Here is a 13,855-nt window from a genome sequence, read left to right on the forward strand (position 1 = left end):
AGCGACTCGCGGTTGCTTTTGACCGCATCATAGGGAGAATTGCTTGGGCATCAGCGCCTTGACCCCCCCGACCGCCGCGACAGGCAGCGCGCCTTCGCATCTGGAATTTTCCGATAATCGCCTGCTGGTCGATCTTTGCGGTGAGTATGATCGCAATCTGACCCAGCTAGAAAGCCATCTTGGCGTTCAGATTATCCGGCGTGGCAACCAACTGGACATCATCGGGACCGAAGATGCGCGCGATCACGTGAGCCGCATTCTTGAAGCGTTGTATGAACGGCTGGAGGACGGCCGCAGCGTGGAGCCGGGGGATGTGGCGGCACTGATAAAGCTTGGCGCCACCCCGGATACGCCAGAGGGTCCGGCCGAGCAGATGGAGATGTTCCGCACGGGTCGGCTGGAAATCCGCACGCGCAAGAAAATCATCGCCCCGCGCACTAAGGCGCAGCAGGATTACACCCGCGCATTGCTGAACCACGAGTTGAATTTCGGCATTGGTCCTGCGGGCACTGGCAAAACCTATATCGCGGTGGCGGTTGCAGTGCAGATGTTCTCGGACGGGCTGGTCGACAAGATTCTGCTGTCGCGTCCGGCGGTCGAGGCGGGCGAGCGGCTGGGCTTTTTGCCCGGTGATATGAAGGAAAAAATCGACCCTTATATGCAGCCGCTTTATGATGCGTTGAATGATTTTCTGCCCGGCAAGCAGTTGCAAAAGCTGATGGAGGAGCGCCGCATCGAGATTGCGCCGCTGGCCTTTATGCGGGGGCGCACATTGTCCAACGCGTTCGTGGTGCTGGATGAGGCACAGAACGCCACAGAGATGCAGATGAAAATGTTTCTGACCCGTTTGGGCGAAGGCTCTCGCATGGCGGTCACGGGTGACCGCAGCCAGATTGACCTGCCGCGCGGTGTCAATTCGGGCCTGCGTGCCGCAGAGCGGATTCTGGACGGCGTCGAGGGGGTTGGGTTTAGCTATTTCACCTCGGCTGATGTTGTGCGCCACCCGCTGGTCGCGCGCATCATTCAGGCCTATGAGCGCGACGAAGAAAAAGTGAGTTAGGCGCGTGCTTGTCGATGTGGTCAGCGAAGACCCGCGCTGGAATGAGGATGCGTTGGCGCGTCTGGCCGAACAGGCAGCAAGCGCCACGTTGCGCCATCTGGGCCATGCGCCTGACGGGTATGAGATTGTGCTTCTGGCCTGCGATGACGCGCGGATTGCAGCCCTGAACGGCGATTTTCGGGACAAGGCGTTGCCCACCAATGTGCTCAGCTGGCCAGAATGGGACTTGTCGGCGGAAACAGAAGGCGATGCACCGGAGCCGCCCGAAGCAGGCACAAAGAATGCGCCAGAGCCGTTGGGCAATGTCGCGCTGGCCTATGACACGTGCAAAAGCGAAGCGCTGGCGCAGGGCAAGCCATTTGACGCGCATGTGACCCATCTGATCGTGCATTCGGTGCTGCATCTGCTGGGATTTGACCATATACGTGACAAAGATGCCGCGCTGATGGAAGAAACCGAAGTGCGGATACTTGCGCAACTTGGGGTAACAGACCCATATGAGGCTGGGGCCGAGATGCCCTTGTGATACTGGAAAGGAAAAATGGGCGATACGACCGACGGATCTAGAGCAGCGCATCGCGCGCTAGAGGATCTAAAAGAGAGTTACACGCGCGGCCTGTTTGGCCGGCTGTTCGATGCCTTAACCCCCGATGACGAAGATGACCCCGAGCGGGCGCATGCTTTGGGACAGACCCTTCCGGGGCTGGCCAATCTGCAACGCCTGAAGGTGGAAGATGTCGCCATCCCCAAAGCCGAGATTATCGCGCTGGAGCAAGGCGCGGAATTGCCCGACATCGTGGCAACATTCCGCGAATCCGGCTATTCGCGCATTCCGGTCTATGATGAAACCCTCGACAAGCCGCTGGGGCTGCTGCTGCTGAAGGACTTGGCGCTGCGCTACGGGTTCAATGGCCATCACGCCATTGATCTGCGCGCCATTCTGCGCCCGATCCTGTATGTCCCCCCTTCGATGCCGCTGTCGGTTCTGCTGCGCAAGATGCAGGCCGAGCGCACGCATTTCGCGCTTGTCATTGACGAATATGGCGGCGTTGACGGACTGGTCACAATCGAAGACCTGCTGGAGCAGGTCGTCGGCGAGATTGAGGATGAGCACGACACCGAAGACGAGGCCGACATCGTGCGCGAAAGCAGCGCAAGCCTGCTGGCCAATGCGCGTGCGCCCTTGGCCGCACTGGAAGAAGAACTGGGCTTTGCGCTGACCGACGAGGATGAAGAGGAAGAAATCGACACGCTTGGCGGGTTGGTCTTTCTGCTATCAGGTCGCGTGCCTGTGCGTGGCGAAGTGATTGCCCACCCGTCCGGGCTTGAGTTCGAGGTGATTGATGCCGAGCCGCGCCGCATCAAGCGGTTGCGTGTGCACCTGCCTGAAACCTTGCGTGACGCGGCACAATGACCTTTGCTGATTTGCGGATGCAGGCATGAGCGCCCGGCACCTCTGGCTGCACCGCGCACGGCTCGCGGCGCTCTATGGCGGGCTTGGTGTGGTTGTGGCCACAGGTCAGGCACCGCTGGGGTGGTGGTGGCTGTCTATCGCGACCTTGGCGGGGGTGTTCGCTTCGCTGCCGCTGGCGGGCACGCCGCGCGCCTTTGGCGGGCGGATGTGGTTGGCGGGCACCGGCTATTTCGGCGCGGCGCTGTTCTGGATCATCGAGCCGTTTTTCATTGAACCCGAGATACACGGCTGGATGGCCCCTTTTGCGCTGGTGCTGATGGCGGCGGGCATGGCGCTGTTCTGGGGGCTTGCGGGCCTGCTGTCAGCGCGACTGGCGCAGGGGCGTTTGCGGCTGTTGGTGCTGGCGGTCCTGATCGTGGCGCTGGAAATGGTGCGCGGCTGGGTCTTTACCGGCTTTCCTTGGGCGATGCTGGGCCATGCGCTGATCGGCACGCCGCTGATGCAGCTTGCGGCCATTACGGGTGCGGGCGGGCTAAGCCTGCTGCTGGTGCTGGTGGCGGCTGTGCCGGTGCTGGGGCGCGGTTGGGCGATGCGCGGCGCGGGTGCTGCACTGGGAGCGGCGTGCCTTGCGGCGCTGTGGGGGTGGGGCAGCACGCAAACCGCCCTGCCCGCTTCGCGTGATGCCACTGTGCGCCTTGCGCAACCCAATGCGCCACAAGACCAGAAATGGCGCGACGACAATATGTTGATGTTCTTCAACCGGTTGCTGGACCAGACTGCAAGTCCGGCAGACCCTGCGCCAGACCTGATCCTTTGGCCGGAAACCTCGGTGCCGTTCTTGCTGGAATATGCAGGCGATGCGTTGCAGATCATCGCGGATGCGGCAGCCTTGCAGGGGCCGGACACAGTGGTCGGCTTCGGGGTGCAACGTCTGGAGGAGGAGCGGTTTTACAACAGCCTTGCGCTGTTGAATGTCGATGCCGACATCACCCATATCTATGACAAGCATCACCTTGTGCCGTTTGGCGAATATATCCCTTTGGCCGAATGGCTGATGGGCACGCCCATTGGCGGGTTGGCGGGTCAGGCGTTGCGCGGCTATAGCGCCGGTCCGGGGCCGGAAGTGCTGGATCTGGGGCCATTGGGGCTGGCGCTGCCCCTGATCTGCTACGAATCGATTTTTCCGCGCCATCTGCGCACCGAGACGCGCCCCGATTGGGTGCTGCAAGTCACAAATGACGCATGGTTTGGCGAAGTGACCGGCCCCTTCCAGCATCTTGAACAGGCGCGCTTGCGCGCAGTCGAGCAGGGCTTGCCGGTGTTGCGGGTGGCGAATACAGGCGTGTCGGCCTTTATCGACGCCCGCGGCGCGATCATAGCGAAGCTGGGACTGGGCGAGACGGGGTTTATCGACAGCGCCATTCCCGGTGCCCTGCCCCCCACAGTATACGCACGCCACGGCGATTGGCCCATGATTTTGGTGCTGGCCGTTTTGTTGGGTGGGGCGGTCACGGCCTGCCGACTGCGCCGCAGACTTGGTGAGGCTTGACGCAACGCCATTGGGTAACTGCCATTCGGTCAGGGCAGATCAGCCGTCACAGATATTCATCAGGCTGACCCATTGCCCATCCGTTAACAGGGCGGACATGGGCGGCTCTCCGGCCATTGGATCGCCTGCGCGCAGTGCTGCGCCAAGTTGCTCCAGCGCGGGGTCGAGGGGGAAGGGATTGTCGACCAGCGGGCGGGTCGACAGCTCGGCCCGCGCAAACCGCTCCAAGACCTCATTGGCGTCGGGCACAGCAAGCGGGGCACGTAACACCGCTTCTGAATAGCCCGACATTGCCGAAGCGGGCATCTCTGCCGAAGTCAGCAGACGGAAGGTCGCCACCACGCCCGCATAGGTCAATAGCGGGTGCAACGGATCGTCATCTGCGTTGCGCTGTGCTGCCATAAGCAATGCACCGGCCAAAGCCTCTGGGCTGTCGGCCTCATCCAGCAGGCGGGCATCGATGATGAACAGCCGCCCCATGACATGCTGCACGCGCGGCTGATCGACCGGCAGCCCGCGCATGACAACAATCTGCGCAGGGGTCTGAAACAATCTGCGTTGCAGACTGGCAATCGCGGGGCCGCCATAAGGGCTGAGGCATTCGCGCGCCCCTGTCAACACAAGGTCATGGCGCATCCGGTCCGCCAACTCGACCCGCTTTGCCATCGGCACCACAGAGGCAGTATGCTGCACAAGGGCGGGCGGCACAATCAGCGCCGCCGCCAGCACCACCCCAAGGCTGAGGGTCGCAAGTATGGGCCTGCGCAATCGCGCCATCAGGCTGCGGGGGGGGCTGAGTGCTGCTTGCACCACCTTTAGCGCATCAATAAGCCAGTCATCATCCAGCTCCAGCACCTCGCCCCCGTCGCCTTCGGGGCTATAGAGCGCGGGGCGCTTGCCGGGGTTCAGGCGGATCACGGCGGGCAGCGACCAATGGCTGAGTACGATCATGCTGCGGCTGTCGGCAATAACGAGCGTTGCCTCGCCGAAGCTGACCACGACGTCGCGCCTCTGGTCATTACCAGAGGCGGTCCATAAACCCGGACCTTCTAGTCTGCGATACTGCTCGAGCGCGGTCATGCCGCCTGCCTGCTCTTGTTGTTTTGCGGGATCCTACATCAAGGCTGCTTGCAAAGCCAGCGTTCAGATACCCCATATCGGACTGCAAAATGCGATTCTGCAGATTATCGTGACACGAAAAAGCCCCGATTATACCAATCAGCATTGATCAGAACTCTTGAGCCCAGTCGCGGGTTCCAATGGAGGTGATTGTGTCGGGCATGCTGACCAATTTGTTCCAAGCCTTGCAGCAATGATCTACGATGTCTTCATAGGTTTCGAAGATGAGGTTTGATAGCCAGTTGTCTCGCATGAATTGCCAGATGTTTTCGACTGGATTGAGTTCTGGGCATTTTGCGGGGATCGGGATGATGGTGATGTTGTCCGGAATGACCAGCTTGTCAGTCATGTGCCATGCGGCTTGATCCACGAGCACAGCCCCATGTGCTTTGGGTGCGACAGTTTGGGAGATTTCAGCAAGATGCAGGGCCATCGCTTCGGTATTGCACGCTGGCAGCACAAGACCTGCAGCTTTCCCGAGGGCTGGGCAAATCGCTCCAAAGATGTAGCTTGAACTCGTGCGCTGATCATGTGGGGCGGAAGGTCGCGTACCGCGCTTCGCCCATCGGCGCGTGATCTTGTTTTTCTGGCCGACACGCGCTTCATCTTGGAACCAGACTTCGATCACAGTGCCTTGCAGGAGCCGTGCGCGGAGCTTTGCTACTGCGGCTGCAAACCCTTTTTTTTAAAGTCCTCCAGTGCGGCTGTATCTTGCGCGTGATGGCGCGGGCGTGCTGTGAGTTTGACATAACCAAGCGCCCTGAGTTCCCGGCTTATCGACGTCTCGTGAAGTGAAATCCCAAATGTGTCTGCAATCCATTTCCTCAGATCACTCAGGCGCCAGCGGACGACCCCATGGACCGATAAGGTCGGACCGCTCTCAACAATTGCAGCAAGCGCCCTGCGCTGCTCATCGTTAAGCTTAGACTGCTGACCAGGAGCTTTGCCGTTGATCAAGCCGTCAGGCCCGCGGGCATTAAACCGCTCCACCCAGTCACGGACAATTTGTAGGCCAACACCACCAATCCGAGCAGCATCGCTGCGCCGACCGCCATCATAGATCTCCGCCAGCGCCAAAAGCCTGCGGGCTTGGTTGGCATCCTTTGTCTTTCGCGCAAGTTCTCTCAACTTCATGCCGTCGTAGTCTGTCCGTAACGCGAGCGCTGCGCCCATAGAGAGGCCCTCCCCAGAAAATCTGACGCCATTGAGTCAGATCTTCATAGATTTGGGAATCCCAAAACCCTCAGAAGAGTCAGATTTCGCGAGACTTGGTATTAGTTCGCGTTTTCGCCGTTTCGGTCTTGTTATACTCCGAGTCCTGTGGAACCCGAGTTTTGCTTGACGGTTCGGTTTGATTGGATTCTGATGGGTTCATGCGTATTGAGCCGAAATTCCTGACATCTTCAGAACGTGCTGAGCTGATGTCCTGTGTGCGACGCCATCGCGAGGATCACGGTGTTGCGCGTCGCGCCAATGCGATTTTGCTGCTGGATGAGGGCAAATCCTGCCAACTGATCGCCGAATTTCTTTACCTTGACGATGATACGGTTCGTCTTTGGTACAAGGCTTACCGCGAAGGGGGCTGGGACCTCCTATCCACTGATGGATGGAAGGGCGGTCAATCCCGGATGACCTCGGCTCAGGAGGCCGAACTCAGCGCGTGGCTGGAGGATCGTTTTTGTCGTTCGACGACCGAGGTCCGGGCCCATATCTCCGCGACGTATGGCTTGGAGTATTCCCATTCTGGCTGCATCAAGCTTCTGACGCGTCTGGGGTTTGAGTATCGCAAGCCGAAGGGACTTCCGCGCGTTGCGCCTGCCGCAGCACAAGCCGCCTTCATCGAGATGTATCAGCGCTTGCTGAACGAGTTGGGGGCTGATGAAGCTGTCTATTTCGCAGATGCCGTGCATCCGGAGTATCAGACGAAACCGGCTTATGGTTGGGTGAAGGCCGGGACAAATCCTGCCGTGCAGACCACAGCAGGGCGTGGGCGTGTGAACATCCATGGTGCACTGAACTTGGAAACATTCGATTTGTCGTTTGTCGAGCCGATTACGGTAGACGGGATCAGCGCTGTCCAGCTCTTGGCCAAAATCGAGGCATCCAACCCTTACAAGCGCCTCATCCACGTGATCTGGGACAACGCGGCGTATCATAAAGGGCAAGAGGTGCGAGACTTCCTTGCAAGGCCGGACTGCCGCATCCACTTGATCCCATTGCCGCCATATTGCCCACATCTCAACCCGATTGAACGATTGTGGGCCGTCATGCACCGCTGTGTCACACACAATCAGTATTATCCCACGCAAAAGCAATTTGCCGATGCGATACTCGCATTTTTTCGAAAAACCCTCCCCAACGAATGGCGGAGCTTCCGCGACACCATCTCCGACAACTTCCGTGTCATCTCACACGACAATTTTCGGGTTTTCGCGTAAGGCGGGTATAACAATCATTACCAAACCGGGTAATTGCCCGATTCACTGAGATAAAGGATACGAATATGATTTCCCTTGATCCCTCAGTACACCAGTTTGCTGCGCGTTTTGGCAGCCATTACCGATACACGACACAAGACCCATTATGCGAATCCATCCAACCCTATCAATCTGACCACACATTGCGAGAAAAGGGATTGTTGTCTGGGACACTGGTCGCCAACCAAAACGGGTGGGTATCAGTGGACACCATCGCGCCCGGCGATATGGTGCTGACATTCGACAACGGAATGCAACGAGTTGCGGCAAAACATCATGTGACCCTGGAGCGCGGGGCGATCCCGTTAAACAAGGCCTTTACCATGTTCGTGCCAAAAGGGGCGCTTGGCAATCGCAAGGACATGCACATCCTGCCGATGCAGGAGTTGATCGTCGAGTCGGACCGCGCGGAAACCTTGTTTGGCGATCCTTTCGTGCTGATGCCTGCCTATCTGCTGGATGGCTACAGGGGGATTCAAAAGCAAAGTTTTGACGATGACTTGCAGGTTTTCATCCTGCTGTTTGAGACAGAGCAGATTATCTACACCAATGGCGGCTTGCTGGCACTTGGGCAAATGCTGGCGAGCGCGCTGAGCGATGCACCGCATCGGTTGCACGCCGACGCCGCCTATCCGCGCCTTACCCAAAATGAAATGATGCTGGTTGCGGAATGGCGAAACGATGCCCCCATCGCCTACCCAGCATTTGCGGCGCAAAGCATTGAAGAAACATGGGCCGATCTTAACACGAAGCTCAAATTATAGGAACATGCGCCCCACCCGCCAAAGATATGGTTGTCCAGCATTTGGGGGGTGCCATGTTCCGCCCTGCCCCGCGCATAGCGCACCATCGGGCAAAAGCGCGCGACATAAAGTTACCTTATTTGCGGCCAATTTTGGACGCGTAGACACGTCTAAATAAAGTCACAGACAGGCGCAAACCGCGTCGCAACACAGCCGGAATTGAAGGAAAGCCCATGTCCCTCTTGTCATCTTCGATGGATATTCTCACAACACGGTTGAAGCCTTTTCTTGATATTTCGGCGCGCGCGCCGCGCCGCTCGACGGCTAAGGTGCCATCAACCGGTTCCATGTTGCGCGAAGTCGGCCTGATGTCGGGCACAATGGTCGCCACAGATACCGGCTGGTGCCCGATTGAACGTGTCCTTGCCGATGACCAGATCATGACATTTGACAATGGGATGCAGACCGTGGTGCAAAACCGCGCAATTGTGATCCGGCGCAAGGACATCCCCGACCACAAGGCCTTTAGCATGTTTGTGCCGCGCGGTGTTCTGGGCAACCGCACTGATCTGAATTTGCTGCCGATGCAGGAGGTTATTCTTGAATCAGATGCAGCCGAGGAAATGTTTGGAAACGCTTTTGTGCTGACCCCCGCCGTTTTGCTTGCGGGTTATCAGGGCATCACGCGTCACCCGATCATGACGGACATCAAACTGCATATGCTGACATTCAAGGAAGAACAGATCGTGCAGACAGATGGCGAGATTCTGGTGCTGGCCCAAAGCGAGCGCTGTTTTTCGCCCTTTGCAGAAACTGTCGGGGCCGACCGGAATGTGTATCCGCGTTTGACGCAGGCACAGGTTCTTGAACTGGTCAACGCAGAGAACGGACATTAATCGCGCCGCGCGGCTTTCACCGCGCGGCAAGAGGGTGGCCTATCAGGCCGCCTGCGCATCTTTGATTTTGTAGAAGCCACGCCCCGCCTGCGCCATCTGGCGCAGCAAATCAGGGGCGCTGAACCGCGCCCCATAGCGCGCTTCCAGATCATCGCAAACCGACACTGCAAATTCCGCACCCAGCATGTCGAGCCATGCAAATGGCCCACCTGACCACGGGGCAAACCCCCAGCCAAGAATGGCGCCGACATCGCCTTCGCGGATATCCTCCAGCACACCTTCTTCCAATGCGCGCACGGCTTCCAGCGCCTGCGCGAACATCAGACGGTGCTGCACGGTTATCAGATCAGGCTGCGTATCAGCGGGGGCAAATTTCGCGGCCAGCCCCGGCCACAAGCCCTGGCGCTTGCCCTTGCCATCATACTCATAGAACCCGGCTGCGGATTTGCGCCCCAGACGCCCCTCATCCACCATCCAGAAGACAACCTCGTCCACATCGCCATCCGCATAATCCGCGCCCATTGCGGCGCGGGTGGCTTTGGCGATCTTCGCGCCCAGATCGAGCGAGGTTTCATCGACCAGTTGCAACGGTCCCAGCGGCATGCCCATCAGGCGCGCAGCATTTTCGACCAGCGCAGGCGCAACCCCTTCGCGCACCATCCGCATCCCTTCATTCAGATAGGGGATGATGCAGCGATTGGCGTAGAAGAACCGCGCGTCATTGACAACAATTGGCGTTTTGCGGATCTGGCGGACGAAATCCAGCGCCTTGGCAACCGCACGCGCGCCTGTCTTCTGGCCCTTGATGATCTCGACCAGAAGCATCTTGTCGACCGGGCTGAAGAAGTGAATGCCAATGAAGTTCTCGGCCCGTTCCGACGCCTTGGCCAGTTCGGTGATCGGCAAGGTCGAAGTGTTGGTGGCAAAAATCGCGTCCTTGCCCAATACTGCCTCGGCGCGGGCGGTGACCTTGGCCTTGACGGATGGGTCCTCGAACACGGCCTCGATGACCAGATCGCACCCGTCCAGCGCGGCATACTCCGTGGTCGCAGTGATGCGGTTCAGCACTTCGGCTTTCTGCTCGGCGCTGACTTTGCCACGCGACATGCCCTTGTCGAGTATCCCCTCGGCATGTGCCTTGCCCTTCTCGGCAGAGGCTTGTTCAGCGTCGATCAAAACCACCTCGATGCCTGCATTGGCCGCGACATAGGCAATGCCCGCACCCATCATGCCCGCACCCAAAACCCCCAGCTTGCGCACCTTTTCATCCGCAACATCGGGGCGGTTCGCGCCCTTTTCCAACGCTTCCTTGTTGATAAAGAGCGACCGGATCATGGCACTGGACGAAGGGTTCATTAGCACATGCGTGAACCAGCGCGCCTCGATCTTCAGCGCGGTGTCAAAGGGCACCAGCGCGCCCTCATAGACTGCCGACAACAGCGCCTTGGCGGCAGGATACACCCCTTGCGTCTTGCCATTGATCATGGCGGACGCGCCCACAAAAGTCATGAAGCCCGCCGGATGGTAGGGCGCGCCACCAGGCATTTTGTAGCCTTTCGCATCCCACGGCTTGACCAGATCGGCCTCTGTGGCGCCCAGAACCCAGTCTTTTGCACGCGCCAACAGGTCTGCGGCAGGGACAACCTCGTCAATGATCCCGGCGGATTTGGCCTTTTTCGGCTCGGACAGCTTGCCTTCCAGCAAGAAAGGGGCCGCGCCCATCGCGCCCAGCTTTCGCGCCAGTCGCGTGGTGCCGCCTGCGCCGGGGAATATGCCCACTTTTATTTCGGGCAAGCCGATCTTGGCCTTGGGGTTATCCGCCGCGATGATCCGGTGACAGGAGAGCGGTATCTCCAAGCCGATGCCCAGAGCCGTGCCGGGCAGCGCCGCGACAATCGGCTTGCCACCTTTCAGCGATTTCGGGTCCATGCCCGCGCGCTCGATCTTGCGCAAGACATGGTGCATCGACATGATCCCCTCGAACAGCCCTTTCTCGGGCTGATCGCCGGCCATTTCCTTCATCTTGGCAATGACATTCAGGTCCATGCCACCCGCGAAATCCGCCTTGGCCGAGGTGATGATGACACCCTTGACCGCCGCATCGGCCAAGGCAGTGTCAATATGCGCATCCAACTCGCGCAACCCCTCCATCGAGAGGACATTCATCGACTTCTCGGGAATGTCCCAAGTGATCGTAGCCACGCCATCGGCATCTGTGGAATAGTGAAAATCGGTCATCTCAGTTCCCTCCGCTCGGCAGATCGCGGGGTCCGGCCCAGTCGCTGCCATCGTGATAAGTGAATGTATTTTGCGCGCCCGAAATATGGACCTTCATGTCCACATCGACATAGGTGCAGACATCTTCCTCGACCTTGGTGCCCACGACCAGAAACCGCGCAAGGGCCTCGGATCGGTTCACAAACCGGTGCCCGTTCGCAACCCCTGCTTTCCACGCCGCGCAATCGCCGGGCTGCATTTCCGCCTCGCCATCGTCCTCGACCAGCGTCAGCGCCCCTTCCAGCACCATAGCGAACTCGTCTTCGCGCAAATGCCAGTGGCGCAGCGAGGCAACAGCGCCCGGCTCCAGCGTGATGATATTGACACCGAATTGCGTCAGCCCCGCCTGCTCACCCAGTCTTTGCGAGGAACGCCCCACCATCTGGCTGGCATAGGGTTCAGGGTAGACCGAGCCGGTTTTGACCGGGGCCTTGGACAGATCAAGTTTCGGCATTACACCCTCTCAATCAGGGTCGCCGCCCCCATGCCCGACGCCACACAGAGTGTCGCCAGCCCGGTGCTCTTGCCGGTACGTTCCAATTCATCCAGCAGCGTGCCGATGATCATGGCCCCTGTGGCCCCCAGCGGATGGCCCATGGCAATCGCGCCGCCATTCACATTGACGCGGTCTTCGCTGACATTAAACGCCTGCATGAAGCGCAATACGACTGCGGCAAATGCCTCGTTCACCTCGAACAGATCAATGTCAGAGATCTGCATGCCTGCGTCGCGCAGGATCTTCTCTGTCACAGGAACCGGACCCGTCAGCATTATCGTCGGGTCTGTCCCGATCTTGGCGGTTGCCCGAATGCGCGCTCTGGGTTTGAGCCCGTGTTTCTCGCCAAATTCCTTGCTGCCGATCAGCACACCAGCGGCACCATCGACAATGCCCGACGAATTGCCCGCATGGTGAATATGACTGATCTTCTCAAGATGCGGGTATTTCATCAGCGCAACCTTGTCGAAACCTGGCATCACTTCGCCCATATCCTTGAAGGCAGGCTTCAAGGCGCCAAGGCTCTGCATGTCGGTGCCGCGGCGCGGGTATTCGTCGCGGTCCAGAATTGTCAGCCCGTTGACATCGGTGACAGGCACAACAGAGTTTGCAAACCGCCCCTCATCCCATGCAAGGGCAGCGCGGCGCTGGCTCTCAACGGCCAGTGCATCGGCCATCTCGCGGGTGAGGCCGTACTCGGTGGCGATAATGTCGGCGGCAATCCCTTGCGGGACGAAATAGCGCTCCATTGCGACGGCGGGATCAACCGCCACCGCTGCCCCGTCCGAGCCCATGGCAACACGGCTCATCATCTCGACCCCGCCTGCCACATAGGCGGTGCCCGCGCCGCCGCGCACCTGATTGGCGGCGATATTCACCGCCTCCATACCCGAGGCGCAAAAGCGGTTAATCGCAAGCCCCGGCACCTGTTCATCGAAATCCGACGCCATGATTGCTGTGCGCGCAAGGCAGCCACCCTGTTCGCCCACTTGGGTGACGTTGCCCCAGATCACATCTTCAATGGCGCGCGTATCAAGATCATTGCGCGATTTCAGCGCGTTCAGCATCAGGGCTGACAGGCGCACAGATGTCACCTCGTGTAGGCTGCCATCGGCGCGGCCCTTGCCGCGCGGTGTACGTATGGCATCAAAAATATAAGCGTCTTGCATTGTTGCTCCTCCTCAGGTGCGGTCCGCAGGCGAACCGGGCATCAAATCATAGGGGTGTTTCCAGCCGGGCAAATCCGCGATGCGGGTCAGCCAACGGTCGATTGCAGGCCATTCGGTGCGCGAGAAACCAAACGGCTCGGGGTAGAACAGATAGCCACAGCAGGCAAAATCCGCGAGGCTCGGGGTGGTGCCCACGATCCAGTCACGCGCGCCAAGGTGCTGCTCCAGCACTTTGCAGCTTGCCTCAAGTCGCGCCTGCTGAAAGGCAATCACCGCTTGCGGGCGCTTGTCTTCGGGCAGGAAATTCATCAAAAACCGTGTCGATCCGGCAAGACCCGACAGTTTATGTGTGTCCCAGAATTGCCAGCGCAGCACCTCGCGGCTCTCGGCGTCATCCGCGCCCAGAAATTGCCCGGCGCGCGCGGCGACGTGACGCTGAATGACCGCAGATTGGGTTACAATAATGCCCTCATCTTCAAGGACCGGCACTTCACCCATGGGGTTCAAGGCGCGAAATTCGGGGCTGCGCGTGGCACCGCCGAAGAAATCGACCCAGACGGGCTGCCACTCCAGACCGGACAGTCTGAGGGTCAGGGCCGCCTTATAGGCATTTCCGCTCTCTCCGAAACAGTGCAGTTTCATCGCTCTTCCCTTC

13 protein-coding genes are annotated in these 13,855 nt (G+C 59.3%); 7 read left to right on the forward strand and 6 right to left on the reverse strand.

Annotated elements, in window-relative coordinates; genetic code table 11:
* The first annotated feature begins 43 nt into the window (after positions 1-43).
* Genes BD293_RS09055 through lnt form a run of 4 tightly spaced genes read left to right on the forward strand, consistent with a single transcriptional unit; the run spans position 44 to position 4,023 of the window.
* Complete coding sequence (locus tag BD293_RS09055) at positions 44-1,060, forward strand: PhoH family protein (protein ID WP_142081013.1); 1,017 nt, start codon at positions 44-46, stop codon at positions 1,058-1,060.
* A 4-nt stretch (positions 1,061-1,064) separates the two neighbouring features.
* Positions 1,065-1,586, forward strand: coding sequence for an rRNA maturation RNase YbeY (ybeY, locus tag BD293_RS09060; RefSeq protein WP_142081015.1), 522 nt, complete (start codon positions 1,065-1,067; stop codon positions 1,584-1,586).
* A 15-nt stretch (positions 1,587-1,601) separates the two neighbouring features.
* Entirely contained in the window at positions 1,602-2,474 is an 873-nt protein-coding gene (locus BD293_RS09065; RefSeq protein ID WP_142081017.1) for a transporter associated domain-containing protein, read from the forward strand.
* Positions 2,475-2,499: 25 nt separating this feature from the next.
* Complete coding sequence (lnt, locus tag BD293_RS09070; protein ID WP_142081019.1) at positions 2,500-4,023, forward strand: apolipoprotein N-acyltransferase; 1,524 nt, start codon at positions 2,500-2,502, stop codon at positions 4,021-4,023.
* A 39-nt stretch (positions 4,024-4,062) separates the two neighbouring features.
* Here lnt and BD293_RS09075 read toward each other — a convergent pair whose 3' ends face one another.
* Positions 4,063-5,103, reverse strand: a complete 1,041-nt coding sequence (locus BD293_RS09075) for a hypothetical protein (RefSeq protein ID WP_142081021.1) — start codon at positions 5,101-5,103, stop codon at positions 4,063-4,065.
* Between the two features lie 148 nt (positions 5,104-5,251).
* Positions 5,252-6,315 (reverse strand): IS630 family transposase gene (locus tag BD293_RS09080; protein WP_142079576.1). Its coding sequence is split into 2 segments (ribosomal slippage): positions 5,252-5,827 and positions 5,830-6,315, totalling 1,062 coding nucleotides; the frame shifts between segments, so codons are not numbered across the junction.
* Between the two features lie 200 nt (positions 6,316-6,515).
* On the opposite strand from BD293_RS09080, the gene BD293_RS09085 reads away from it, so the two are divergent.
* The 3 genes from BD293_RS09085 (at position 6,516) to BD293_RS09095 (ending at position 9,258) form a co-directional block, all read left to right on the forward strand.
* Positions 6,516-7,580, forward strand: a complete 1,065-nt coding sequence (locus BD293_RS09085; RefSeq protein WP_142079384.1) for an IS630 family transposase — start codon at positions 6,516-6,518, stop codon at positions 7,578-7,580.
* A gap of 65 nt (positions 7,581-7,645) precedes the next feature.
* Complete coding sequence (locus BD293_RS09090) at positions 7,646-8,383, forward strand: Hint domain-containing protein (protein WP_142081023.1); 738 nt, start codon at positions 7,646-7,648, stop codon at positions 8,381-8,383.
* 212 nt (positions 8,384-8,595) lie between these two features.
* Entirely contained in the window at positions 8,596-9,258 is a 663-nt protein-coding gene (locus BD293_RS09095) for a Hint domain-containing protein (RefSeq protein WP_142081025.1), read from the forward strand.
* Between the two features lie 42 nt (positions 9,259-9,300).
* On the opposite strand, the gene BD293_RS09100 is transcribed toward BD293_RS09095, so the two are convergent.
* From BD293_RS09100 to BD293_RS09115, 4 genes are read right to left on the reverse strand one after another with little or no spacing between them, the layout of a single operon-like run.
* Entirely contained in the window at positions 9,301-11,496 is a 2,196-nt protein-coding gene (locus BD293_RS09100) for a 3-hydroxyacyl-CoA dehydrogenase NAD-binding domain-containing protein (protein ID WP_142081027.1), read from the reverse strand.
* A 1-nt stretch (position 11,497) separates the two neighbouring features.
* The gene (locus BD293_RS09105; RefSeq protein WP_142081029.1) at positions 11,498-11,989 is read right to left on the reverse strand and encodes a cupin domain-containing protein; all 492 of its coding nucleotides are present in this window, start codon (positions 11,987-11,989) and stop codon (positions 11,498-11,500) included.
* On the reverse strand, positions 11,989-13,200 hold the full coding sequence (locus BD293_RS09110; RefSeq protein ID WP_142081031.1) for an acetyl-CoA C-acetyltransferase: 1,212 nt from the start codon (positions 13,198-13,200) through the stop codon (positions 11,989-11,991). The genes BD293_RS09105 and BD293_RS09110 overlap by 1 nt, the downstream gene beginning before the upstream one ends.
* 12 nt (positions 13,201-13,212) lie before the next feature.
* Positions 13,213-13,842 carry a glutathione S-transferase family protein gene (locus BD293_RS09115; RefSeq protein WP_142081033.1) on the reverse strand — a complete coding sequence of 210 codons (630 nt, stop codon included), beginning with the start codon at positions 13,840-13,842 and terminating at the stop codon, positions 13,213-13,215.
* Positions 13,843-13,855: the final 13 nt, after the last annotated feature.

Origin of the sequence: Roseinatronobacter monicus (assembly GCF_006716865.1) — a bacterium.
In the GTDB taxonomy this organism is placed as follows: Bacteria; Pseudomonadota; Alphaproteobacteria; order Rhodobacterales; family Rhodobacteraceae; genus Roseinatronobacter; species Roseinatronobacter monicus.